This window comes from Streptomyces collinus (assembly GCF_031348265.1).
In the GTDB taxonomy this organism is placed as follows: domain Bacteria; phylum Actinomycetota; class Actinomycetes; order Streptomycetales; family Streptomycetaceae; genus Streptomyces; species Streptomyces collinus.
In genome coordinates, this window is record NZ_CP133771.1 from 4700117 (window position 1) to 4723784 (window position 23668).

Below are 23668 nucleotides of genomic sequence, written 5' to 3' on the forward strand. Positions count from 1 at the left end.
AATCAACCATGGCACGTGCGGTCGGCATCGACCTGGGCACGACTAACTCCGTCGTCAGCGTTCTGGAGGGCGGCGAGCCCACCGTCATCACCAACGCCGAGGGCGCCAGGACCACGCCGTCCGTCGTCGCCTTCGCCAAGAACGGTGAGGTGCTCGTCGGAGAGGTGGCCAAGCGCCAGGCGGTCACGAACGTGGACCGGACCATCCGCTCCGTGAAGCGTCACATGGGCACCGACTGGAAGATCGAGCTGGACGGGAAGCCCTTCAACCCGCAGCAGATCAGCGCCTTCGTGCTCCAGAAGCTCAAGCGGGACGCCGAGTCCTACCTGGGCGAGAAGGTGACCGACGCGGTCATCACCGTCCCGGCGTACTTCAACGACTCCGAGCGCCAGGCCACGAAGGAGGCCGGTGAGATCGCCGGCCTGAACGTGCTGCGCATCGTCAACGAGCCCACCGCGGCCGCCCTGGCGTACGGCCTCGACAAGGACGACCAGACGATCCTGGTCTTCGACCTCGGTGGCGGCACCTTCGACGTCTCGCTGCTGGAGATCGGCGACGGCGTCGTCGAGGTGAAGGCCACCAACGGTGACAACCACCTCGGTGGTGACGACTGGGACCAGCGCGTCGTCGACTACCTCGTCCAGCAGTTCCAGTCCGGCCACGGCGTGGACCTGGGCAAGGACAAGATGGCCCTGCAGCGTCTGCGCGAGGCCGCCGAGAAGGCGAAGATCGAGCTGTCCTCGTCCACCGAGACCTCGATCAACCTGCCCTACATCACCGCCTCCGCCGAGGGCCCCCTGCACCTCGACGAGAAGCTCACCCGCGCCCAGTTCCAGCAGCTGACCGCGGACCTCCTGGAGCGCTGCAAGACGCCGTTCCACAACGTCATCAAGGACGCCGGCATCTCCATCAGCGAGATCGACCACGTCGTCCTCGTCGGCGGCTCGACCCGTATGCCCGCCGTCGCCGAGCTCGTCAAGGAGCTGACCGGCGGCAAGGACGCCAACAAGGGCGTCAACCCGGACGAGGTCGTCGCCATCGGCGCCGCCCTGCAGGCCGGTGTCCTCAAGGGCGAGGTCAAGGACGTCCTGCTCCTCGACGTCACCCCGCTGTCCCTCGGCATCGAGACCAAGGGCGGCATCATGACCAAGCTCATCGAGCGGAACACGACGATCCCGACCAAGCGGTCCGAGATCTTCACCACCGCCGAGGACAACCAGCCCTCCGTGCAGATCCAGGTCTACCAGGGCGAGCGCGAGATCGCGGCGTACAACAAGAAGCTCGGGATGTTCGAGCTGACCGGTCTGCCGCCGGCGCCCCGCGGCGTCCCGCAGATCGAGGTGTCCTTCGACATCGACGCCAACGGCATCATGCACGTCACGGCGAAGGACCTCGGCACCGGCAAGGAGCAGAAGATGACCGTCACCGGCGGCTCCTCGCTGCCGAAGGACGAGGTCGACCGCATGCGCCAGGAGGCCGAGCAGTACGCGGAGGAGGACCACAAGCGCCGCGAGGCCGCCGAGTCCCGCAACCAGGGCGAGCAGCTCGTCTACCAGACCGAGAAGTTCCTCAAGGACAACGAGGACAAGGTCCCGGGCGACATCAAGACCGAGGTCGAGGAAGCCGTCGCCGAGCTGAAGGAGAAGCTCAAGGGCGAGGACTCCGCCGAGATCCGCACCGCCACCGAGAAGGTCGCGGCCGTCTCGCAGAAGCTCGGCCAGGCCATGTACGCGGACGCGGGTGCGGCCCAGGCCGCCGGTGGTCCCGCCGATGACGCGGGCGCGGCCGGTGGTGCCAAGTCCGCCGACGACGACGTCGTCGACGCCGAGATCGTCGACGAGGACCGGAAGGACGGTGCCGCGTGACGGAGGAGACCCCGGGCTTCGACGAGCAGCAGCCCGACGTCCCTTCCGGCGCCACCTCCGAAGACGCCGAGCCGAAGGCCGCCTCCCCCTCCGCGGAGGAGGGGGCGGCCCCGGCCGGGGACACGGGCCAGGACGCGGCCCTGGTGGCCCAGCTGGACCAGGCCCGCACGGCGCTCGGTGAGCGCACGGCGGACCTCCAGCGCCTCCAGGCCGAGTTCCAGAACTACCGCCGCCGGGTCGAGCGCGACCGGATCGCGGTCAAGGAGATCGCCATCGCGAACCTCCTGACCGAGCTCCTGCCCGTGCTCGACGACATCGGCCGCGCGCGCGAACACGGCGAACTCGTCGGCGGCTTCAAGTCCGTCGCCGAATCGCTGGAGAGCACCGCGGCGAAGATGGGCCTGCAGCAGTTCGGCAAGGAGGGCGAGCCCTTCGACCCGACGATCCACGAAGCCCTGATGCACAGCTACGCACCGGACGTCACCGAGACGACGTGCGTCGCGATCCTGCAGCCCGGGTACCGGATCGGCGAGCGCACCATCCGCCCCGCGCGGGTGGCCGTGGCCGAACCCCAGCCGGGGGCGCAGACGGTCAAGGCGGACGAGTCCGCCGACGCCGACGACAAGGAGAGCGGTGGCCCGGACGAGGGCTGACGTCACAGACGAAGGGAAGGAGGGGCGTCGAGGATGAGCACCAAGGACTTCATCGAGAAGGACTACTACAAGGTCCTCGGCGTCCCCAAGGACGCCACCGAGGCCGAGATCAAGAAGGCCTACCGGAAGCTCGCCCGCGAGTTCCATCCGGACGCCAACAAGGGCAACGCCAAGGCGGAGGAGCGCTTCAAGGAGATCTCCGAGGCCAACGACATCCTCGGCGACCCCAAGAAGCGCAAGGAGTACGACGACGCGCGCGCCCTCTTCGGCAACGGCGGCTTCCGCCCGGGGCCGGGCGGCGCGGGCGGCTCCTTCAACTTCGACCTGGGCGACCTCTTCGGAGGCGGCGCCCAGGGCGGCGGCCAGGGAGCCGGCGGCTTCGGCGGCGGACTCGGTGACGTTTTCGGGGGCCTGTTCAACCGCGGTGGCGCGGGCGGGCCGGGGACGCGTACGCACCCCCGGCGCGGCCAGGACATCGAGTCCGAGGTCACGCTCAGCTTCACCGAGGCGATCGAGGGCGCGACCGTCCCGCTGCGGATGTCGTCGCAGTCCCCCTGCAAGGCCTGTTCCGGCACCGGCGACAAGAACGGCACACCCCGCGTGTGCCCGACCTGCGTCGGCACCGGGCAGGTCGCCCGGGGCAGCGGCGGCGGCTTCTCCCTCACCGACCCCTGCCCGGACTGCAAGGGCCGCGGCCTGATCGCGGAGCACGCCTGCGAGGTCTGCAAGGGCAGCGGCCGGGCCAAGTCCTCCCGGACCATGCAGGTGCGCATCCCCGCGGGCGTCAGCGACGGCCAGCGGATCCGGCTGCGCGGCAAGGGCGCGCCGGGCGAGCGCGGCGGCCCGGCGGGCGATCTGTACGTCGTCGTGCACGTCGACACCCACCCGGTGTTCGGCCGCAAGGACGACAACCTCACCGTCACCGTCCCGGTCACGTTCACCGAGGCGGCCCTCGGCGGCGAGGTGCGGGTGCCGACGCTCGGCGGCCCGCCCGTCACGCTGAAGCTGCCCCCCGGCACGCCCAACGGCCGCACCATGCGCGCCCGGGGCAAGGGCGCGGTCCGCAAGGACGGCACCCGCGGCGACCTCCTGGTCACCGTCGAGGTGAGTGTTCCGAAGGACCTGGCGGGGAAGGCTCGTGACGCACTCGAGGCGTATCGCGAGGCGACCGCGGGTGAGGACCCGCGGGCGGATCTGTTCCAGGCCGCGAAGGGAGCATGAGTCAGATGGACGGTCGTCGACGCAACCCGTATGAACTGACCGAGGAGACCCCGGTCTACGTCATCTCGGTGGCGGCCCAGCTGTCCGGCCTGCACCCGCAGACCCTGCGCCAGTACGACCGCCTGGGCCTGGTCTCTCCGGACCGCACCGCGGGCCGGGGGCGGCGCTACTCGGCCCGTGACATCGAACTGCTGCGCACCGTCCAGCAGTTGTCGCAGGACGAGGGCATCAACCTGGCCGGTATCAAGCGCATCATCGAACTGGAGAACCAGGTCGCCGCGCTCCAGGCCCGGGTGGCCGAGATGCAGGACGCGCTCGACGGCGCGGCGGCGGCCATGCGCCAGCGCGAGGCGGCGGTGCACGCGTCGTACCGCCGTGACCTGGTGCCGTACCAGGAGGTGCAGCAGACCAGCGCGCTGGTGGTGTGGCGGCCCAAGCGGCAGCAGTCCGACTGACGCGCGTACGCACGGGGAAGGGCCGGGAGTTGACTCCCGGCCCTTTTCGTCTGTTTGGTGCACCTTGCCCCGGTTTCGCTGGGCCTCCCGTGGATGACCGCGTGGTGCGCGCCACTTGAAGGTGATTCCGCAGAGTCTTCACAACTGCTGCGGAGCGTGGTGTTGTCATCTCGTTAAGTGGTTCCGCTTGACGCTGAGGGCGCGTCCGCGTTGGCTTTTCAGTCACATGGGCACCAAAGCTGCGCCCACGTCCGAAACACACGCGAAGTGAGCCCCGCATGCGTCGTATCGCCATATCCGTGGCAGCCGCCACGATCTCCGTCACGCTCGCCGGCTGCGGCGTGCTCAATGCGACGGGGAGCAGTGACGACGCGAGCCCGGCGAAGGGCAACGACATCACCGTCGGTCTGCTGCTGCCGGAGAAGGCCAACACGCGCTACGAGAACTTCGACTACCCGATCATCAAGACGAAGGTCGAGTCGCTCACCAACGACAAGGGACGCGTCGAGTACGCCAACGCCGAGGCGAGCGCGGACAAGCAGGCGAGCCAGATGCAGCAGATGATCGACGACCGGGTCGACGTGATCCTGCTGGACGCCGTGGACTCCAAAGCCATCGCGAGCGGCGTGAAGAAGGCGAAGGAGGCCGGTATTCCGGTCATCGCCTACGACCGGCTGGCCGAGGGCCCGATCGACGCGTACATCTCCTTCGACAACGAGCTGGTCGGCGAGGTCCAGGGCCGCTCCCTGCTGGAGGCCATCGGCGAGAAGGCGAGCCTCTCCGACAAGATCGTCATGATGAACGGCTCGTCGACGGACCCGAACGCCAAGCAGTTCAAGGCGGGGGCCATGTCCGAGCTGAACGGCAAGGTGGCGATCGCCAAGTCCTTCGACACCAAGGACTGGAAGCCGGAGAACGCCGAGGCCAACATGGCCGACGCGATCCGGCAGATCGGCAAGGGCAACATCGCTGCGGTGTACTCCGCCAACGACGGCATGGCGGGCGGCATTCTCAAGGCGCTCAAGGCCGCGGGCGTGACCGAGGTGCCGCCGATCACCGGGCAGGACGCGGAGCTGCCGGCGGTGCAGCGGATCATCAGCGGCGAGCAGTACATGAGCGTGTACAAGTCCTACCCGCAGGAGGCGGAGAACGCCGCGGAGATGGCGGTCGCCAAGGTCCAGGGCCGCGACATCCAGTTCGCCGCCCTCACCCGCGACAAGGTCGACAGCCCCACGCACAAGGCCATCCCGGCCCAGCTCGTGCCCGTGGTCGCGCTCACCAAGGAGAACATCAAGGACACGGTGGTCGCGGACGACATCTACAAGCTGTCGGACATCTGCACGGCCGAGTACAAGGCGGCGTGCCGGGCCATCGGCCTGAAGTAGCAGCGCCCCCGGCGCGCACCGGGCCGGGCTCACCCACCCCCCTGCCGGGCTGCCGCGACAGGACCCTCCGAGGCCCGGAGATACCGGTGCGTACCGGTGGATTCCGGTGGCCGCCGCGCGGGGAGCCGTGTTGCGGAGCACGTCCCGTCCGCGCATAGTTGCGCTGCGGAAAGACGGCGAAACCGGGGGTGGGATGGGCGATGGCCGGGCACGGGGCGGATGAGCATCCCCATGGTGCCGACCGGCTGTGCGAGACCGGGGACCGCGTGTACTCCCGGGCCGTACGGCGCGGCCGGGTGCCGCGCCGGGACGCGGATCCGGTGCCCTGCCTGCTGGAACTCGCCCTGCTGCACCCGGACCCCGACGACATGGACTGGCTTTTGCCGACCTCCCCGCAGGAGGTCATGACCCGGCTGCTGCGCGGGATGCACGACGAGGTCAGCGCGAGCCAGCGGCGGGTGGGTTCGGCCGTCGCGGCCGTCGAGTGGTACGCCGGACTGGGCCGCCAGGTGAGGCCGGCCGCGCCGACGGCTGAGGGCCCCGCGATCCGGGTCCTGGACGGACTCGCCCGGATCCAGGCCGCGATGGACGAGGCGACCCAGGCGTGCACCACCGAGGTGCTCACGGTCCAGCCCGGCGGCATCCGCCGCGAGGCGGAGCTCTCCGAGGGGCTGCACCGGGCGCTGGCGCTGCGCGGCCGGGGCGTGCGGATGCGGGACCTGTACACGCATGTCGCCCGGCACGGGCAGGGGCTGCTGACCTATCTGGAGCTGATGGGCGACGCGGTGGAGGCGCGCACGCTGGACGAGGTGATCGACCGGCTGATCCTCTTCGACCGGACGGTGGCGTTCATCCCCGCCAACACCGACCGCACGATGGCCCTTGAGCTACGGCATCCGGCGATCGTCGAGTACCTCGTCACGGTCTTCGACCGGCTCTGGCGTCTCGCCATCCCCCTCAAGGCCCCGCTCCCCGACACCGGCATCGAGGGCATCTCCCACCGGGAGCAGTCGATCGCCGCGCTGCTGGCGGAAGGGCACCAGGACGCCGTCATCGCGGAACGGCTGGGCATAAGCGTCCGGACGTGCCGGGCACACATCGCGCGTCTCTCGGAGACGCTGGGGGCGGCGAGCCGTACGCAACTCGGCGTACGCATCGCCCAGGCCGGCCTCGACGGCCCGCCCCCCTCGGCCGCCTCCCCGACCCTCAGCGTCCCTGATCAGGGATCCCGGACCGCCCGATGAGATACCCGAGCTGAGTCCCGCCCCTGAGATCAACCGGCGGCTCCTTCGTCGTCCTGCTTCAGGATGCCGGACTGGGCGATGAGGTACCCCAGTTGGGCACGGCTGCCGCTGCCGAGGGCGGACGCCAGCTTGGCTATGTGGGCCCGGCAGGTGCGCACGTTCATGCCGAGGCGCCGGGCGATGGCCTCGTCGACGTGTCCCTCGACCAGGAGCTTCGCTATGGAGTACTGGATCTCCGTGATGCCGTCGCGGGCGGTCTCGTACGGTGTGCCGGTGCTGAGCGGAACCGACCGGTCCCACAGGTACTCGAAGAGCTTGATGAGGTAGCGGACCAGACCGGGGTGGCGCAGTTCCAGGGCGACTTGCTGATCGTCGCGGGCGGGGATGAAGGCGACGGACTCGTCGCAGATGATCAGGCGCTCGACGAGTTCGTCGATGGTGCGGTACTCCGCCTTGCCGTTGGAGAGCTGGGCGGCGTAGGCCAGCTGCTCGGGGTTGTAGCGGGCGGTGTGCTGGTACAGGGTGCGGATGCGCACACCGCGTTCGATCAGCGGCCGGTCGCGCTCCAGGCCGAGCAGGAGGCTGCGTTCGGACATCCGGTCGGTGGGCTGGACGGTGAGCATCTCCGTCTGGCATTGCAGAGTGGCCATGTTGAGCGCGGCGTTGATTCGTTCGCCGCCTTCCAGCACAGTGATGGCGTCACTCGTGGCGGCCAGCTGGGTGCCGAGGGCCATGAACGGCTCGAAGGTCTCGGCGAGGCCGGTCGCCAGGCGCCGGCGGTCGGCTATCTCCTGCTCCAGCGGGTTGAGCTGCCGGGACAGGGCGACCGCGGGGGGCACCGGCCGCAGCCAGCTCGGGTCGTCCGGGTCGGGGTGGAGCAGGGCGAACTCCATCAGGCACGGAGCGGGCGCCACGTCCTCGCGTGCGATGCGTCCGGCGCGCAGTGCGGCGGCATACAGACGGCCGCCCTCGTCGCACCACTGGGTCATCGCATGGGGATGTGTCTCCTTAGTCCGATTCGATGTCAAATCTCCACCCCCCAGGGTCCTGAACATGCAGGAACATGATGCATCGATTGTGTGGCCATGACGTGCCCGAATGAGCCATCGTCGTACTCGACGGGGGAAAAGGGGACCTTCAAGTGAGGACGAAGCCGACTATGCGTAACAGAATGCTTCGCTCGGTGCTTGTCGCCGCCTTCTCCGCCGTTGTAGCCCTTGGTGCGCTGAGTGGCTTCTCCGATGTGAAGGACGAGGTTCGGGCGAACAGCAGCTGGCCGTCCGTCGCCGTGAACAGCACTCACGGAGCGGAGAACAGCAGCTGGCCGAGCTCCGGGGCAGCCGGATCCGGGAGCTGACCGTGACCACTCCACCCGACGACCGCTCCTTCCGACGCGAGATGGCCACCGCCTACCGCTCCGGCTGGCACTTCATCGACCTGGTCACCGCCATCCCCCACAGCGGCGACTCGTTGATGGTGACCGTGTTCGGCGAGCCGGTGGTCGTCACGCGCGACGAGGACGAGGACGTACGGGCTTACCGGTGTCTGCGGCGGCCTCGGGGGGCGCCGCAGCCGGTGCGGTGCGCCGTACGGTACGGAATGATCTTTGTGAACCTGGACCAAAGGGACCACCAGCAGGTGGAGGCCGACTCCCCTGCCCCGAGGACCATCTCTGCCACCCCCCGCAGTGCCTGACGCGATTCCCCCGTCGTAACAGATCGCTCAGGTGCTTCCCCCCGCAGCGGCGTCACCGTGACCTGAACACGGTGACGCCGCTGCAGTTTTCGGGGACATTTCCGGGTATCGACCCCATCCCGTGGTGGCCGGATCCAGTCGATCACCGGTGTGGATGTTCACACCGCTCAACCTCGCCCCATCGCCCGCGTCAGGTGGATCTCGATCACCACGCGCGCCGGGTTCGGTGACGGCGTCCTGCCGTAGCGCTCCGCGTAGCGCCGCTCCGCCTCGGCCACCCGGTCCGGCTCGTCGCGGACGAAGGCCCGGCCCTCCAGCGTCGCCCAGCGGCGGCCCTCCAGCTGGCAGACGGCGACGGCCGCCCCCTCGTCGCCGGCCGCCCGCACGTACCGCACCTTCGCGCTCGCCCGATTGGTGATCACCCGAGCCAGACGGGCCTCGGGATCGTATGTGACGCCGACGGGTACCAGATGCGGAGTGCCGTCCGGGCGGGGAGTCGTCAGGGTGCACAGGTGCCGCTCCCGCCAGAAGCTGAGATACGACGGGTCCGGAGCGCCGGGGTCGACGGAGTACTTGGTCGCCATGCCCCGGAACTTAGACCCCCGAGCCTCCCGGAACCGTCCTTGAGTGCACTAGACTCAACTTTGTGCAAGCCGTTCGGGTCAGTGCAAGGAGGAGAACGCGAACGTGGACGCCGAGCTGACCAACCGGAGCCGGGATGCGATCAACGCTGCCAGCAACCGGGCCGTGACCGAGGGGCACCCCGACCTCACCCCGGCCCATCTGCTGCTCGCGCTGCTCCAGGGACAGGACAACGAGAACATCACCGACCTGCTCGCCGCGGTCGACGCCGACCAGGCCGCCGTGCGCGCCGGAGCCGAGCGCGTGCTCGCCGGGCTGCCGAGCGTGACCGGGTCGACCGTCGCGCCGCCCCAGCCCAACCGCGAGATGCTGGCCGTCGTCGCCGACGCGCAGGCCCGCGCCAAGGACCTGGGGGACGAGTACCTCTCCACCGAGCACCTCCTGATCGCCCTCGCCGCGAAGGGCGGCGCGGCCGGCGAGGTGCTGTCCCAGCAGGGGGCCGACGCCAAGAAGCTCCAGGCCGCCTTCCAGAAGACGCGAGGGCAGCGACGGGTGACCACGGCCGACCCCGAGGGGCAGTACAAGGCCCTGGAGAAGTTCGGGACCGACTTCACCGCCGCCGCGCGGGAGGGCAGGCTCGACCCGGTCATCGGCCGGGACCAGGAGATCCGCCGCGTCGTGCAGGTCCTGTCCCGCCGTACGAAGAACAACCCCGTCCTCATCGGCGAGCCGGGCGTCGGCAAGACCGCCGTCGTCGAGGGGCTCGCCCAGCGGATCGTGAAGGGCGACGTGCCCGAGTCACTGAAGGACAAGCGGCTCGTCGCGCTCGACCTCGGCGCGATGGTCGCCGGGGCGAAGTACCGGGGCGAGTTCGAGGAGCGGCTGAAGACCGTCCTCGCCGAGATCAAGGACTCCGACGGGCAGATCATCACCTTCATCGACGAACTGCACACCGTCGTCGGAGCCGGCGCGGGCGGCGACTCCGCCATGGACGCAGGCAACATGCTGAAGCCCATGCTGGCCCGCGGCGAGTTGCGCATGGTCGGCGCCACGACCCTCGACGAATACCGCGAGCGGATCGAGAAGGACCCCGCCCTGGAGCGGCGCTTCCAGCAGGTGCTGGTCGCCGAGCCCACCGTCGAGGACTCCATCGCGATCCTGCGCGGGCTCAAGGGCCGCTACGAGGCCCACCACAAGGTGCAGATCGCCGACAGCGCGCTCGTCGCCGCCGCGTCGCTCTCCGACCGGTACATCACCTCCCGGTTCCTGCCCGACAAGGCCATCGACCTCGTCGACGAGGCGGCCTCGCGGCTGCGCATGGAGATCGACTCCTCGCCCGTCGAGATCGACGAACTCCAGCGCGCCGTCGACCGGCTGAAGATGGAGGAGCTCGCGATCGGCAAGGAGACCGACGCGGCCTCCCGCGAGCGCCTGGAGAAGCTGCGCCGCGACCTCGCCGACAAGGAGGAGGAGCTGCGCGGCCTCACCGCCCGCTGGGAGAAGGAGAAGCAGTCCCTCAACCGCGTCGGTGAGCTGAAGGAACGCCTCGACGAGATCCGCGGCCAGGCCGAACGGGCCCAGCGCGACGGTGACTTCGACACCGCCTCCAAGCTGCTCTACGGCGAGATCCCGGCCCTGGAGAAGGAGTTGGAGGCCGCCTCCGAGGCGGAGGAGGAGGTTGCCAAGGACACCATGGTCAAGGAGGAGGTCGGCGCCGACGACATCGCCGACGTCGTCGCCTCCTGGACCGGCATCCCCGCCGGGCGGCTGCTGGAGGGCGAGACGCAGAAGCTGCTGCGCATGGAGGACGAGATCGGCAAGCGGCTCATCGGCCAGACCGAGGCCGTGCGCGCGGTGTCCGACGCCGTACGCCGCAGCCGCGCCGGGATCTCCGACCCCGACCGGCCCACCGGCTCCTTCCTCTTCCTCGGCCCGACCGGTGTCGGCAAGACCGAACTGGCCAAGGCCCTCGCCGACTTCCTCTTCGACGACGAGCGGGCGATGGTCCGCATCGACATGTCGGAGTACAGCGAGAAGCACAGCGTGGCCCGGCTGGTCGGCGCCCCGCCCGGATACGTCGGCTACGAGGAGGGCGGCCAGCTCACCGAGGCCGTGCGCAGGCGGCCCTACTCCGTCGTCCTGCTGGACGAGGTGGAGAAGGCCCACCCCGAGGTCTTCGACATCCTGCTCCAGGTGCTGGACGACGGCCGCCTGACGGACGGCCAGGGCCGTACGGTCGACTTCCGCAACACGATCCTCGTCCTGACGTCGAACCTGGGCAGCCAGTACCTGGTCGACCCGGTGACCACCGAGGAGGAGAAGAAGGAGCAGGTCCTGGAGGTGGTGCGGACCTCCTTCAAGCCGGAGTTCCTCAACCGCCTGGACGACCTGGTCGTCTTCGCCGCGCTGACCAAGCCCGAGCTGGAGCGGATCGCGAAGCTCCAGCTGGAGCGGCTGGCCAAGCGGCTCGCCGAGCGGCGCCTCACCCTGGACATCACGCCCGAGGCGCTGGCGTGGCTCGCGGAGGAGGGCATGGACCCGGCGTACGGCGCCCGGCCGCTGCGGCGGCTCGTCCAGTCCGCCATCGGCGACCGGCTCGCCAAGGAGATCCTGTCCGGCGAGATCAAGGACGGGGACACGGTCCGGGTGGACCGCTTCGAGGACGGGCTGCTGGTGGGCCCGGCGACCGGCAAGACCCTCTGACCGGCCGCGCACGCGCTTGACGGCGGCCCGCTCCGCACCTGCGGGGCGGGCCGTGTGCGGCTCCGCTGTATGCCGCGCCCACGCCCGTGTCCGCACCCGGGCCCGTACCCGGGCATGGTTCCCGCCGGTTCGCCCGGACCTCGTCCGTGACGCCGTCGTCCGGACGTGAGGTATCCGGCCAAGTCGCCGCGCCGCCCGCATGCCGCGGTCCTTCCGCTTCACGGCACCGCCGCGACGTGCCGCCTTGTTCGAACGACTTTCCGTTTCCAGTTGCCGGTTCCGCTCCCGAAGCGGTTATCGGCCACGTCCTCTCGGCTCTCTGTCGGCGTGTTACCGGTGTGTCTAAAGTGGCCGGGCTGCCAGTGAAGTGGACCTGACCAGTCCGTCCTGGTGCGTTGACCATCCACGGGGGGATTCAGCCATGCACGTCATCCTGCGCGCCTTCACGCCGCCGCCTGCCCGCTGACGGGGAGGGAGCACCTCGCGGCCCGCGCCCGCAACGGCGGCCGCTCACGCCCCCTTGCACTCGGCGAGAACGCGTCCGCGTTCCCCGGCCGATGCTCCCCGGCCGGCGTTCTCCTCCGCACAGGTGACCAGCCCCCGGCCGGTGCCCTGCCCGGCCCTCGCGTGTACTCACTCCAGCCAGAAGGAATGCCCATGCGCAAGCTCCTGACCGCAGCCGGTCTCACCTCGTCCGCCGTCGCGCTCGGCGTGCTGTTCGCCGGCCCGGCCGCCGCCTGGACGGCCTCGTCCCAGTTCGACGTCGTCTTCCCCGGCCAGAAGCCGCAGACGACCTACTACGTGGAGAACACCGGCGCGAACACCACGTCGAACGGCAACATGACCGGGAAGTCGGTCGTCTACTGGCAGCTCGGCGTCGACCAGGTGATCGACGACTCGAAGCGGTTCACCAGCTTCAAGATCACCACGCGCATCGAGGCCCGCCTCGGCAAGGCCGCGGACGACGAGGTCATCACCAAGAAGACGTGTGACATGACCACGGCCATCAATGAGCGCTACGCGTGGTCCTACGACTCCCCGGAGAACACCTGCGTCGCCCCGCCCACCGTCTACGACGGTGAGCTGTGGTGGTCGTCGGACGCCACGGTCGTCTACGACATCGAGGGAGACGGCAAGGGCGCCATCACCCAGGAACTCGCGGGCACCACCCTGATCCACGGCTGACCGACGTTCCGCCGCTGCTCCCGCGCCCCCGCCGGGGCCCGCGCGGCCGCCGCGCCGTCCGACCGGTGCCTCGCCCACTGGTGTCCGTGCACGGACACCGACCAGGTCCGGCGCGCCTGACAGGTGCGCCGGGGCTGCGGCGAGGTACCCGGTGTTTCCGCCGACCGGCCGGATCCTGTCAGCCGTGGGCTGACGGGGCCGGTCCGGGCTTGCCACCCCCCTCCCCGCATGGGGGAGGATGGCGGAATCCGTACGAAGGGAAATTCACGGTGACCATCGACCCGTCCTCGATTCCGAACTTCGGGGGCCAGCCCGAGCCGCAGCCCGGCAGCGGCCCGGCCGGCCCCGTCGTCCCGGATCAGGACCTCGTGAAGCAGCTCCTCGACCAGATGGAGCTCAAGTACGTCGTCGACGACGAGGGAGACCTCGCGGCGCCGTGGGAGCAGTTCCGCACCTACTTCATGTTCCGGGGAGAGGGAGACCAGCAGGTCTTCTCCGTGCGGACGTTCTACGACCGGCCCCACGAGATCGGGGCCAAGCCGCAGATCCTGGAGTCGATCGACGACTGGAACCGCCGCACCCTGTGGCCCAAGGTCTACAGCCACACCCACGACGACGGCACGGTCCGCCTGATCGGCGAGGCCCAGATGCTGATCGGCATGGGTGTCAGCCTGGAGCACTTCGTCTCCTCGACGGTCAGCTGGGTGCGCGCCGCGATCGAGTTCGACAAGTGGCTCATCGAGCAGCTCGGTCTCGAAGAGGAGATCAACGAGGCGGAGAAGCCCGAGGACGACGAGTAGGCTCCCGACCCGAGCCCCTCACGGCGCGTCGGCGCGTACGCACAGGTACGCGCTGTACGCGCCGTTTGCCTTTTCGCAGTCGGACGGACCCTGCTCTGCGCCGATGTTTCCGATGAGTAGAGTGAACGGCTGACTGAAGATCGTAAAGAGGGGAGCACGGGGTGCGTCGGTTACTGGGCGTAGCGGTTTCGATTGCGGGGATGGGTCTCGCGTTCTGGTTGGTCTTGGGTCCTTCAGCGGATTGGGAGGGCGGTGCGAGGTTCGCGCGCTTCGCCCTGTTGCTGAGCTGCTTCTTGGTGATCGGTGGTGGCGTGCGCTTGATCTACCCCGACAAATCCAAGGACGAGCCGACCGAGGTCGCCGGGTAATCCCGCACACCGACCGGCCAGGGTGCGGGCCCGGACGGGTGTGTCCTGGCCGGACGAGGTGGCCGACGTCGGCGAGCGGGAGACCTGCTCACGACCCCGGCGGATACTCACCGCGGCCCGAGGTGCGGCGGAGTGCGGATGCCGAACTCGCGGCGGAGGGCTGACAGCGCGGCAAGGTAACCCGACATACCGTGAACACTCGGGCCGGGCGGCGTTGACGCAGAGCACATGTAGACACCGGTCAGCGGTGTGCGGTAGGGATCGAAACGTGGAACAGGGCGCATAACGGACTGCCGGAGCGTCATTGCGCCCGCTCCGATGTCCCCGCCCACATAGTTCGGGTTGTACGCCTCATACTCGGCACCGCTGATCCCGCGTCGATGGATCACCGTGTCGGCGAATCCGGGCGCGTAGCGTTCGATGCGCGCCGTGACCATCGCGGTCGGGTCCCACGCGTCGCCGTTGGGGACGTGCGCGTAGGCCCACACAGGACGTCGCCCCGGTTTGGCGCGGCTCGGATCGGCCGAGGCGGGGTCGACCAGCAGAACGAACGGTTCCTCAGGTCGGATGCCGGCGGCAGCCTTCGTCTCGGCTTCGAACATCTCTGCCTGGGTTCCCCCCAGATGAACGGTTGCGGCTTGCCCCACGTCAGGGTTGGCCCAGGGAATCGGCTCAGAGACGAGGAAGTCCACCTTGGCCGCTGCCGGCCCGTACCGGAATCGTGCCAGGCCTCGCCGGTAACCGGCCGGAAGCAGGTCACCCGCTATCTCCGTGAACGTCTTGGGGCTTGTGTCGAGAAGCACCAGTTTCGCCCGGGGGAGTTCATCGAGGCTGGTCACGTGGTGATCCGTGTGGAAGGTTCCGCCGTGGGCGGTGATGTCGTCGGCGAGCGCGTCGGCGATGCGAGCGCTGCCTCCCTCGGGGATCGGCCAGCCGCTGGCGTGCGCGAGGTGTCCGAGGAGCATGGCGACTGCGCCCGAGGCAAGGGAAGGGAGTTTGCCGACCGCGTGCGCCGCCACCCCGGTGAGGAGCGAGCGGGCTACCTCGGTACTGAAGCGGTGGGGCGCCAGCGCAGTGCCATGGGCAAGCAAGCGGGAACCCAGGAGCGCTGGGACGGCAAGGCTCCTGGGGAGTCCTCGTTGCCCCGACAGGACAAAGTCGACCAGTTCCTCGGAGTGGTTGACCAACGGCTGCATGAGACGACGCCAGCGCTCACCGTCCGGACCGAGATGGGCGCAGGTCGCTTCCAGATCCCGGTGAGCAAGGCCGGCGAGTCCGTTTTTCAGGGGGTGAGCGTAGCTGATGGATGGATACAGCATGTTCACCCCCCGGGACGCCAGGTCGAACTGACGAAAAAAGGGGGACACAACGGCCATAGGGTGAACGGCGGAACAGATGTCGTGTTCTATCTCGGCATCGAAGAGTGGCTCCGTCCGCAGCCCGCCTCCGATGGTTGTGCGGGCCTCGTACAAGGCGACCTTGAGGCCCGCCCGCCCGAGAGTGACCGCAGCGGCAAGGCCGTTCGGGCCGGTTCCAACCACAATCGCATCGGGTTCCATGCGTCCTCCCAAAATTTTCCACTCAGAGCCGACGGAACTTGGAACCACCCGACGGCAAAAGTCATCCGCGGCGACTTTATGCGGGCACCTGACGGCATGTCACAGCGACAACAGGTGCAGACCGATGCGGCCGCCTGGTGGAGACTTCCGGAACGTCTCATTCCAGGCCCGCTGTGATGATCATCACGTGACCACTCCTTGAGATGCCTGCGTCAATCTCCATAAGATCATCAGGAATCGCGACGGGCGCCGGGAATCACCTTGCAAAAACAGGTTGACATACGGAGCGCGTGTCGCGAGGAATCTTCCGACTTCGTCGGAGGGCTGATTCGTCCACGGGGGGCGAGCGGTCGAAGATGCCTGACCAGCTTCTTCAAGCATGCCGCTATTGATGTCTGACCAACATCTCGGGTGTACCGCTGCTCTCCCCTCAGGCGATCAGGCAGTAAACAATAGAGGGGAAAACATGAAGAAGAAGAATGCCGCTGCCGTCATCGGCGTGGCCATTGCCGGCACGTTCCTGACCGTGTCGATGCAGGGTTCCGCTCAGGCCTCCACGCCGCCGCAGGCGACCGGGGCCCTGAGTGCTCAGGCCACCACCGAGGACGCCCCGAAGGCGCCTCAGGCCCGTGCTGCCGGCCGGGCTGCCGCGGCGGCCGGCCGTGCTGCCGCTCGGGCCACCGTTCACGCGCGGGCCGCTGCGGGATCCCTCGCGAACCAGGCGGGGCAGGTTGCCAACAACTTCAGCCTGTTTGCCCCGCCTGCCAAGGTGTCGGGTGACGGCGCCTCTGCTGCGGCGACTGTTTTCGACAGGTGACAATGCGCCATCGGCGCATCCAGAGGGCGGCACTGCTGGCTGGTGCCGCCCTCCTGGGCGCCCACTTCTCTATCGCGGCGTTCTCCCAGGCGCCACTCAGCCCAGCCAAGATTCAGCTGCATGGAGTTATCAGCGGCTATCTGGAGCCGTACTTCACGCAGAACTGGAGTTTGTTCGCTCCTGATCCGACGAAAGACGACCAAGGGATAGTTGTGCGCGCGAAGTGCGCAGACGGTGCGGTCACGGATTACTACGATGTGACCGGCCCCTTGATCAAGGAGACTCAGGAAGACCGATTCTTCCCCTCTCGTACGGTACGGCTCGTGAGCAACGGGCTCAATCAGCTCAACGATTCGGATGACCTGTTGTGGCGTCTCCGCCAGAAGCAGAAAGAGGAGAATAGCGAAGGCTCAGAGGCGAAGGGCGGAAAGGATAAGCGTGACATCCCTCTGACGCCCTACGAGAAGAGCCAGCACATGGACGCCGAGCGCTCCTTGTCTCGTTTCGCGCTGACCCGGATAAACAACGTCTGCCCGGATGGCACGGACCCGACCGCTGTCCAGGCGCGCATGTATATCAAGAAACTTCCTCCGTGGTCACAGCGAAAGAACGCAAAAGCGCAGAGCACGCTGGACATTTACGACTTGCCGTGGAAAAAGGCGGTTGAACTGCAGTGAGCATCAAGAAAACGATTGACTCAGCTGCCAGTCGACCCGTCGCCGCACTGGGAGTTTCAGGAACCCGTGCACTGCTGGGCTTCGTCGGGCTCATGTACTACCTGAGCCACTACGGCGATCGGAGCTACCTCTTCGGCCCGGGAGCCGATTCGGTCCTGCCGCACCGCCTCTTCCTCGAACAAATCCAGGAGAAGGGAAGCTTCAGCCTCTACGCCTGGAGCACGTCCGAAGTCTGGTTCGAAGCGGTCTTCCACCTCGGCGTGCTCGCCGCCCTGGCTGTGACCGTAGGAGTGGGAGGCAGAGCGGTTCTCGCGGCGCACGGGATCCTCCTCTGGTCGCTCTACGAACGGCAGTCGGCCTTCCTGGACGGGGGAGACAACCTCGCCCAACTCGTGATCCCGTTTCTGCTCCTGACGAACTGCTACCAGAACTTCTCGTTCTCGAGCGGAGTCGCCGACCGTGTCGTCGGGCGACTCCCGGGGAGCGTGCGAGCGCTCGGTGTTCCGCTGCACAACCTCGGCGTAGTGGCGATCGCCGTACAGATGTGCCTCGTGTACGTGGTGAGTGGTCTGTACAAGGTGCAGGGAGACGTGTGGCAGGACGGCACCGCGCTCTTCTACATCATGCGCGTTCCCGAGTTCGAGCTGCCAGGTTTGTCCAACCTCGTCTACAACAACGACCTACTCGTCTTTCTCGGCACCTACAGCACCACTTTGTTCCTGGTGTACTTCCCTATGGGGATCCTGGTGCCCAGCTTGCGCCCGTGGACTGCGGCGGCCTCCATCGCGTTCCATGTGTCCATCGGCGTGTTCATGGGCCTCACCGCGTTCGCCCTGACCATGATCGCCTGCGACCTCATCTTCCTCTCCTCCGCGCTGTCCCGCGCGCGCAAGCTCGCACGGACCCTCCGCGAACGCTGGACACAGAAGCAGCCCGGGAGCATCCCGACGGTCACCGACCAGGACGCACCGGAAAGTGACGCCCCGGCCCCTGTCCCCGTTCCCCAAGCCGCGAGGTGAGGGCCATGCGCCGCGTCCCCACCTGCATCATCGGCAGCTCCCACACCGCTCCGATCGTCACCGGCAAACACGACCCCGACAAGTACGCAGAGGTGGGCTCCTTCACCAAGGTCATCACCGGAACCATCCTGCAGCAGTTGGCCGAGCAAGGTGTCCTCACGGTTGACGACCCCGTTGAACGATGGCTCGACGTCCCGTCAGGAACCGGCATCACCCTGCGCCACCTCGCCGAGCACACCTCGGGTCTGCCTCGCCTGCCCCCGGGCACCTCTCGCCTCGACCCGTACCGGAATTTCACCACTGACCGGCTGCGCCAACTGCTCGCCGGTTTCGACCGGCTCACCGATGGTCCCGCCGGGGAGCATGAGGAGTACTCCAACTTCGGCTACGCGGTGCTCGGGGCGGCACTGACCGCAGCAACGGGGCAGGAATACGACGAGCTCGTAGCCGTGCACGTGCTGTCCCCGCTCGGCCTGCCGCGAGAGGCCATGACTGCCCGACCGCCACAGCACAGCAGCTCGCTGCCGACCGGATGGTTCGGCCGCAGGGTGAAACCGTGGACCATGACGGGAGCCATCCTGCCCGCAGGCGGCCTGTGGGCGAGCCCCCGCACACTGGCGCGTGTGCTGACCGGCCTCGTACTCGACCGTTCGCTCGGGGAACCCGGCCTCGGATGGCAGCGTTCGGGGCCTCTGCCTCTGATCTGGCACAACGGAGCGACAGGCACGGCGTCTTGCTTTGCCGGCGCCGTGCCTGACGGCCGCTGGACGGTGGTCCACCGCCTGAGCGGCTCGCCCGACGCGACGGACCGCACCGCCCTGGAATACCTGCGCACAGCGCATTCCCAGTGAATCGAGAAGGGGTCACGATGCGTGCACATATCCGAGCTGCTGCCATCACGGGCATCAGCGCCATCCTGCTCGGCACGGCGGCCTCGGCTGTCGCCGCAGAGAGCGCCAGAGCGTCGGCCCCTGTCCCCTGGTCGGCCCCGTACGCCACCGCTTCCGCCTCGGGTGAGCGGTGGACCGAAGGGACAGGCCCCACTCCGACCCTGGTGATCAAAGGGAAGCTGTCGAACTCCGCCGAGGGTTGCTACTCGCTGTGGACGAAGTTCAATGCCGACCTCGTGCCGGGCGTTCCACGCAAGCAGGCAGAGCTGTGCGGTCCGGGCAGTGTCCCTGTCGAGGTGCGGCGGTCGTACTCGTTCACGACCACCGGCAGCCTCACCGTGTGCAAGGGCATACAGAACACCCATCAGTGCGGCCCCTGGCAGAGTGTGACTTCATGGCCTGTCACCAAACCGACGGGGTGACGTCAGCGAGACACTGAAGTCGGCTGGGAGTTGGAGCGTCGAGACACAGCTCCGCCCACACGGTCTTGCCCACCGGGCGGCGGGACACCGACTCCCAGCGCTCGGCGAGGACGTCCACAGGACCAGCCCTCGGCCGGACTCGCCTTTGGGACAGGACGAGGGCGCGGCCGTGGGCAGCCGCCTGGCGGAGTCAGCGTCCGCGACCTCGACGCGCAGCAGGCCCGCAACCGGCGCTTCACGGTCGTGCCCTCCGCGGGCAGCCAGGTCACGGTGCCCGTCGCCTTGACGGGCAGCGGTATCTCGGTGCCGTAGCCCAACTGGCCGTCCACCGTGGTGCGTTCGGTCAGCGTGGTCCGGGTGACCGGGACGGTGGAGCCGGAGCGGGGCGGGGCGGAGGAGCCCTCCTGCGACCCGCCTCCGCCGAGGCCGAGCGCACCGACCACGGCGACCGCCGCCACGACGACCAGAGCCGACGCGACCAGGACCGTACGCCGTCCGCGCCGACCGCGCGGCGGCGGCGCGGGAGCCGCCCCGTGCTCGTGATCGGTCTGCACAACCGTCTCCGCCATCGTCAGCCCTTGCCCGCGGGCTGGTCCGCCGGGTCACCGATGATCGGAGCGCAGACACGCGTGGCACGCTTGGCTCCCGCCGACGTCTGGTTCCATTCGGAGCCCTGCGCGGTCCCCTCGGGCCCGGGATCGGGAAAGTCGGGGGCGCCGTTCTTCTGCATGCAGTCGGCGTAGTCACGCTTGACCTTGATCTGCTCGGGGCTGAGCGTGGGCTGATTGGCGTTCTCAAGGCCCTCGGGGACGGCCGCCTTGAGCGAGGCGCACTTCTCGGAAGCGTCCAGGAACTTCGTGTTCTTCTTCAGCGCCGCGTTGTTGCCGAAGTCGACCTCCCCCTTGGCGTCCGGGTCGGGGGCGTCGACCCCGTTCTCCCGCAGACATGTCACCCACTCGCGCTGGGCGTTCACGTACGCGGCCACGTCGTCGCCGCCACTCGGCGCGGTCGTCCTGCCGGATGCCCTGTCGCCGCCCGCAGTCGGGACCTTCGGGGTGTCGCCCTCGCCCCCGCAGCCGGCCAGGGTGATCGCCATGACCGACGCCGTCACCACGGCCATCAGCACCCGGTTCGTCCTCATCGGTTCTCCCGCCTCCTGTCGCGGCCGACCGCGGGCGCGGCAGGCCTCCCGACCGTAGGCCGGAGGTGATGAAGAACCTTTGAAGAACCTGTCATCCGATCATGCGGCGGGCCGATGCGCTTCGGACGGGACACCACGGCAGCCGGCGACTCCCGCGCGACGGTGGCGCGGAACCGACCCGAGCTACGCCTTCAGACGCTTCACGGCCTCCTGAAGTACCTCTGTCCGCTTGCAGAACGCGAACCGTACGAAGGGGGCGCCCTCCTCGCGGTGGTCGTAGAAGACCGCGTTGGGGATGGCGACGACGCCGGCGCGTTCCGGCAGGCCGCGGCAGAAGGCGAAGCCGTCGCTCTCGCCGAGGGGGCGGATGTCGGTGGTGATGAAGTACGTGCCCGAGGGGCGGTAGACGCGGAAGCCCGCCTCCGCCAGGCCCGCCGCCAGCAGGTCCCGCTTGGTCAGCATGTCGGCGTGGAAGCCGGTGAAGTACGACTCGGGCAGCGAGAGGGCCTCGGCCACCGCGTACTGGAACGGGCCCGCCGAGACGTACGTCAGGTACTGCTTCGCCGAGCGCACGGCCGTGACCAGCTCCGGGGCCCCCGTCACCCAGCCGACCTTCCAGCCGGTGAACGAGAACGTCTTGCCGCTGCTGGAGATGGTCACCGTCCGCTCGCGCATCCCGGGGAACGTCGCCAGGGGTACGTGCTCGGCGTCGTCGAAGACCAGGTGCTCGTACACCTCGTCCGTCACCACCAGCAGATCGCGTTCCACGGCCAGCTCGGCGATCGCGGCCAGCTCCGCGCGCGTGAGGACCGTGCCGGTCGGGTTGTGCGGGGTGTTGATCAGCAGCAGCCGGGTGCGGTCCGTGACGGCGTCGCGCAGCTCGTCGAGGTCGAGCCGGAACCGGCCCTCGTCCTCGTGCGCCCGCAGGGTGACCGGCACCCGGCGTCCGCCCGCCATCGCGATGCACGCCGCGTAGGAGTCGTAGTAGGGCTCGAAGGCGATCACCTCGTCCCCGGGCTCCAGCAGCGCCAGCAGGGCGGCGGCGATGGCCTCCGTGGCGCCCGCGGTGACCAGGACCTCCGTGTCGGGGTCGTAGGACAGTCCGTAGCGGCGCTGCTGGTGGGCGGTGACCGCGGTCCGCAGCTCGGGGACGCCGGGGCCCGGCGGGTACTGGTTGCCGCGGCCGTCCCGCAGGGCCCGTACGGCGGCCTCCCGGATCTCCTCGGGGCCGTCGGTGTCGGGGAAGCCCTGCCCGAGGTTGATGGCGCCGGTGCTCAAGGCAAGGGCGGACATCTCGGCGAAGATCGTCGTCCCGAACTCGGCGAGCCGGCGGTTCAGGAGGGGGCGCGCGCTGGAGGTCATGCCGGTCATCCTGCGCCGAAGCTCTGGAGTTCCTCAACTTTGTGTTGGCCCGATCCGGGGCCGGGCATCACCGCCTCACGCAAGAGCGAGGCGCCCACGGGGGGCCGCTTCGGGGGAACGAAAGGAGGGTGACGCCATGATCGTAGGCATCATCCTGGCGGTGGTCGGAGTCGTACTGATCGGGGCGCTCGTCTCCCAGGCCCGCAGGGGCGGCACCCGGCGGACGACGCGTCGCGGGGCATGGGCGTCCACCGGCGGTTCGAGCAGCAATGACAGCGGCAGCAGCGGCAGCTGGTGGGTCGGCGGGGGAGACTCCGGCTCCTCCGGCGGCGGAGACAGCGGGGGGCACTCCTGCGGCGGCGGGTCGTCCTGCGGGGGTGGGGGCGGTGGCTGCGGCGGCGGAGGCAGCTGACTGACGTCGGCCTTCCTCACGGCGAGGAGCCGTATCACCGAACGCGGGGTCCGCACCTGAGCGGGCCCCGCGTCGTGTTGTCCGGGGTGCCCGGACGGACCGCTGCTCGAACGGCCGTCGGGCGGCTTCGGGCGCATCCGGGCCGCATTCCATGCCTGTCGGACAACTTGCTTCTCGTGGACCGGGGTTCGGGCGTTGCCCGCGCAACTGCTCCCGGAAAAGGGCGATTTCGAGTGGCGGCCGGAATCGCGGGCTCCCCGTGCGGCCCGGCTCCTGGGCGTGCGGCACGGCGCACCGGCGCACGCCATCCCCGGCACCGGCGCGCGCCGCAGTTGAACAGTTGAGCTGTGGAGCCCTCTGAGGGGTGGAAACCCTACGAACTTGGGTAAAAACGCTGTGATGGAGCCACCGTTCATGATTCCCTAAGTCACCGACGCAGCCCCTCGGACGTTCTGCGGACCTTCTGAAACCGGCCGACCGGTTTGACCCGGGCCGACATCCCCCGGTGCGACCGGGGCGCAGCGGACCCATCTCCCTCTCCTTGTGTGCTTGCGGAGCCGATCCATGCTCACGACCCTGAACACCTCCTACACCGACACGCGCGCGGCCGATCTCGCGTGGGCCCTGGGGCGCGAGCCACTCCCCGCACTGGCCGTGCTCGACCTCGAACTCGCGGACACCAGACTGCAGTTGCGACTCCTCGGCGCGTCCCATCAAGTCCTGCTGGAGGAAGAGCGGGGCAGCTGCTCGGAGACGGTGGCGTGCATCGCGGGCAGCAGCACCCCGCTTCCGCTCGGCGTCGCCAAGCGCGTGGGCGACTGGGAGTACGAGTTCGCGGCCCGGGTCGAGGTCCTCTCGCCCGGCTCCTTCGCGGGCCGCGCCCAGGAGTTGCTGGCCCTCGTCTCCGACCATCCGCACGGCCTCGTCGGCGTCTTCCCCGGCAGCCCGTACGCCTTCACGGCCCTGCTCGCCCAGCACCACGAGGGGCAGGTGCGGTGGCGCACCTGGCACGCCTACCCGCAGGACGGGCAGTTGGTGGCGACCCGCACGAAGGTGGGGGTGCGCGTTCCGGCGGCGGTCTCCGTCGGCTGATCCCGGCCGACCGCTGCCCGGCCCGTCGAACCGCGTGCGGCGATCCGTATACGGCGATCCGGATCTCGTACGGATATCCGGCCTCTGTAAACCAGCACCACACGTGTGGGTGACGAACCGC

At 68.9% G+C, this 23668-nt stretch carries 21 protein-coding genes; 16 read left to right on the forward strand and 5 right to left on the reverse strand.

Features of this window, described 5'->3' with window-relative positions:
* Positions 1 to 8: 8 nt before the first annotated feature.
* From dnaK to RFN52_RS21415, 6 genes are all read left to right on the forward strand, one after another.
* Positions 9 to 1865 carry a molecular chaperone DnaK gene (dnaK, locus tag RFN52_RS21390; RefSeq protein WP_184848178.1) on the forward strand — a complete coding sequence of 619 codons (1857 nt, stop codon included), beginning with the start codon at positions 9 to 11 and terminating at the stop codon, positions 1863 to 1865.
* Positions 1862 to 2518, forward strand: a complete 657-nt coding sequence (gene grpE / locus RFN52_RS21395; RefSeq protein WP_184848179.1) for a nucleotide exchange factor GrpE — start codon at positions 1862 to 1864, stop codon at positions 2516 to 2518. The genes dnaK and grpE overlap by 4 nt, the downstream gene beginning before the upstream one ends.
* Positions 2519 to 2551: 33 nt before the next feature.
* Positions 2552 to 3739: a molecular chaperone DnaJ gene (gene dnaJ / locus RFN52_RS21400; protein WP_184848180.1), complete on the forward strand. Its 1188-nt coding sequence runs from the start codon at positions 2552 to 2554 to the stop codon at positions 3737 to 3739.
* A gap of 5 nt (positions 3740 to 3744) precedes the next feature.
* Positions 3745 to 4194, forward strand: a complete 450-nt coding sequence (locus RFN52_RS21405) for a heat shock protein transcriptional repressor HspR (protein ID WP_107456281.1) — start codon at positions 3745 to 3747, stop codon at positions 4192 to 4194.
* Positions 4195 to 4472: 278 nt separating this feature from the next.
* Complete coding sequence (locus tag RFN52_RS21410; protein WP_184848181.1) at positions 4473 to 5579, forward strand: sugar ABC transporter substrate-binding protein; 1107 nt, start codon at positions 4473 to 4475, stop codon at positions 5577 to 5579.
* Positions 5580 to 5779: 200 nt separating this feature from the next.
* Positions 5780 to 6823 carry a helix-turn-helix transcriptional regulator gene (locus RFN52_RS21415; protein ID WP_184848182.1) on the forward strand — a complete coding sequence of 348 codons (1044 nt, stop codon included), beginning with the start codon at positions 5780 to 5782 and terminating at the stop codon, positions 6821 to 6823.
* A 29-nt stretch (positions 6824 to 6852) separates the two neighbouring features.
* Here the strand turns inward: RFN52_RS21415 and RFN52_RS21420 are convergent, their stop codons facing one another.
* Positions 6853 to 7812, reverse strand: a complete 960-nt coding sequence (locus RFN52_RS21420) for a helix-turn-helix domain-containing protein (protein ID WP_229856621.1) — start codon at positions 7810 to 7812, stop codon at positions 6853 to 6855.
* 370 nt (positions 7813 to 8182) lie between these two features.
* Here RFN52_RS21420 and RFN52_RS21425 point away from each other — a divergent pair, with 370 nt between their 5' ends.
* Positions 8183 to 8518 carry a Rieske (2Fe-2S) protein gene (locus RFN52_RS21425; protein ID WP_031142435.1) on the forward strand — a complete coding sequence of 112 codons (336 nt, stop codon included), beginning with the start codon at positions 8183 to 8185 and terminating at the stop codon, positions 8516 to 8518.
* Between the two features lie 167 nt (positions 8519 to 8685).
* On the opposite strand, the gene RFN52_RS21430 is transcribed toward RFN52_RS21425, so the two are convergent.
* Positions 8686 to 9102: a pyridoxamine 5'-phosphate oxidase family protein gene (locus RFN52_RS21430; RefSeq protein WP_184848184.1), complete on the reverse strand. Its 417-nt coding sequence runs from the start codon at positions 9100 to 9102 to the stop codon at positions 8686 to 8688.
* 103 nt (positions 9103 to 9205) lie between these two features.
* On the opposite strand from RFN52_RS21430, the gene clpB reads away from it, so the two are divergent.
* From clpB to RFN52_RS21445, 3 genes are all read left to right on the forward strand, one after another.
* Positions 9206 to 11803 (forward strand): ATP-dependent chaperone ClpB, encoded by a 2598-nt coding sequence (gene clpB, locus RFN52_RS21435; RefSeq protein WP_184848185.1) that lies wholly within the window; start codon positions 9206 to 9208, stop codon positions 11801 to 11803.
* 657 nt (positions 11804 to 12460) lie between these two features.
* Positions 12461 to 12988: a hypothetical protein gene (locus RFN52_RS21440; protein ID WP_184848186.1), complete on the forward strand. Its 528-nt coding sequence runs from the start codon at positions 12461 to 12463 to the stop codon at positions 12986 to 12988.
* Between the two features lie 269 nt (positions 12989 to 13257).
* A complete protein-coding gene (locus RFN52_RS21445) occupies positions 13258 to 13788 on the forward strand; it encodes a YbjN domain-containing protein (RefSeq protein ID WP_184848187.1) in 531 nt (176 codons plus the stop codon).
* A 475-nt stretch (positions 13789 to 14263) separates the two neighbouring features.
* Here RFN52_RS21445 and RFN52_RS21450 read toward each other — a convergent pair whose 3' ends face one another.
* A complete protein-coding gene (locus RFN52_RS21450; protein ID WP_184848188.1) occupies positions 14264 to 15715 on the reverse strand; it encodes a phytoene desaturase family protein in 1452 nt (483 codons plus the stop codon).
* Between the two features lie 466 nt (positions 15716 to 16181).
* Here RFN52_RS21450 and RFN52_RS21455 point away from each other — a divergent pair, with 466 nt between their 5' ends.
* Genes RFN52_RS21455 through RFN52_RS21470 form a run of 4 tightly spaced genes read left to right on the forward strand, consistent with a single transcriptional unit; the run spans position 16182 to position 19079 of the window.
* Entirely contained in the window at positions 16182 to 16532 is a 351-nt protein-coding gene (locus tag RFN52_RS21455; RefSeq protein WP_184848189.1) for a hypothetical protein, read from the forward strand.
* Positions 16533 to 16534: 2 nt separating this feature from the next.
* Entirely contained in the window at positions 16535 to 17209 is a 675-nt protein-coding gene (locus tag RFN52_RS21460) for a DUF5819 family protein (protein ID WP_184848190.1), read from the forward strand.
* Entirely contained in the window at positions 17206 to 18228 is a 1023-nt protein-coding gene (locus RFN52_RS21465; protein ID WP_184848191.1) for an HTTM domain-containing protein, read from the forward strand. Before RFN52_RS21460 ends, RFN52_RS21465 begins: the two co-directional genes overlap by 4 nt.
* A gap of 5 nt (positions 18229 to 18233) precedes the next feature.
* Positions 18234 to 19079 carry a serine hydrolase domain-containing protein gene (locus RFN52_RS21470; protein WP_184848192.1) on the forward strand — a complete coding sequence of 282 codons (846 nt, stop codon included), beginning with the start codon at positions 18234 to 18236 and terminating at the stop codon, positions 19077 to 19079.
* A 1032-nt stretch (positions 19080 to 20111) separates the two neighbouring features.
* Here RFN52_RS21470 and RFN52_RS21480 read toward each other — a convergent pair.
* Together RFN52_RS21480 and RFN52_RS21485 are read right to left on the reverse strand one after the other, a co-directional pair.
* A complete protein-coding gene (locus RFN52_RS21480) occupies positions 20112 to 20681 on the reverse strand; it encodes a hypothetical protein (protein WP_184848193.1) in 570 nt (189 codons plus the stop codon).
* Between the two features lie 183 nt (positions 20682 to 20864).
* Positions 20865 to 22052 carry a pyridoxal phosphate-dependent aminotransferase gene (locus RFN52_RS21485; protein WP_184848194.1) on the reverse strand — a complete coding sequence of 396 codons (1188 nt, stop codon included), beginning with the start codon at positions 22050 to 22052 and terminating at the stop codon, positions 20865 to 20867.
* A 127-nt stretch (positions 22053 to 22179) separates the two neighbouring features.
* On the opposite strand from RFN52_RS21485, the gene RFN52_RS21490 reads away from it, so the two are divergent.
* The gene (locus tag RFN52_RS21490) at positions 22180 to 22455 is read left to right on the forward strand and encodes a hypothetical protein (RefSeq protein WP_184848195.1); all 276 of its coding nucleotides are present in this window, start codon (positions 22180 to 22182) and stop codon (positions 22453 to 22455) included.
* Between the two features lie 564 nt (positions 22456 to 23019).
* Entirely contained in the window at positions 23020 to 23547 is a 528-nt protein-coding gene (locus RFN52_RS21495) for a DUF2617 family protein (RefSeq protein ID WP_184848196.1), read from the forward strand.
* The last annotated feature ends 121 nt before the right edge of the window (positions 23548 to 23668 follow it).

Coding starts and splice junctions, on each gene's coding strand:
- RFN52_RS21480 (WP_184848193.1), bottom strand. CDS start 20,681: ATGAGGACGAACCGGGTGCTGATGGCCGTGGTGACGGCGTCGGTCATG.
- RFN52_RS21410 (WP_184848181.1), top strand. CDS start 4,473: ATGCGTCGTATCGCCATATCCGTGGCAGCCGCCACGATCTCCGTCACG.
- RFN52_RS21450 (WP_184848188.1), bottom strand. CDS start 15,715: ATGGAACCCGATGCGATTGTGGTTGGAACCGGCCCGAACGGCCTTGCC.
- RFN52_RS21415 (WP_184848182.1), top strand. CDS start 5,780: ATGGCCGGGCACGGGGCGGATGAGCATCCCCATGGTGCCGACCGGCTG.
- RFN52_RS21495 (WP_184848196.1), top strand. CDS start 23,020: ATGCTCACGACCCTGAACACCTCCTACACCGACACGCGCGCGGCCGAT.
- RFN52_RS21430 (WP_184848184.1), bottom strand. CDS start 9,102: ATGGCGACCAAGTACTCCGTCGACCCCGGCGCTCCGGACCCGTCGTAT.
- RFN52_RS21405 (WP_107456281.1), top strand. CDS start 3,745: ATGGACGGTCGTCGACGCAACCCGTATGAACTGACCGAGGAGACCCCG.
- RFN52_RS21455 (WP_184848189.1), top strand. CDS start 16,182: ATGAAGAAGAAGAATGCCGCTGCCGTCATCGGCGTGGCCATTGCCGGC.
- RFN52_RS21420 (WP_229856621.1), bottom strand. CDS start 7,812: ATGACCCAGTGGTGCGACGAGGGCGGCCGTCTGTATGCCGCCGCACTG.
- RFN52_RS21470 (WP_184848192.1), top strand. CDS start 18,234: ATGCGCCGCGTCCCCACCTGCATCATCGGCAGCTCCCACACCGCTCCG.
- dnaJ (WP_184848180.1), top strand. CDS start 2,552: ATGAGCACCAAGGACTTCATCGAGAAGGACTACTACAAGGTCCTCGGC.
- RFN52_RS21490 (WP_184848195.1), top strand. CDS start 22,180: ATGATCGTAGGCATCATCCTGGCGGTGGTCGGAGTCGTACTGATCGGG.
- dnaK (WP_184848178.1), top strand. CDS start 9: ATGGCACGTGCGGTCGGCATCGACCTGGGCACGACTAACTCCGTCGTC.
- RFN52_RS21460 (WP_184848190.1), top strand. CDS start 16,535: ATGCGCCATCGGCGCATCCAGAGGGCGGCACTGCTGGCTGGTGCCGCC.
- RFN52_RS21440 (WP_184848186.1), top strand. CDS start 12,461: ATGCGCAAGCTCCTGACCGCAGCCGGTCTCACCTCGTCCGCCGTCGCG.
- RFN52_RS21485 (WP_184848194.1), bottom strand. CDS start 22,052: ATGACCGGCATGACCTCCAGCGCGCGCCCCCTCCTGAACCGCCGGCTC.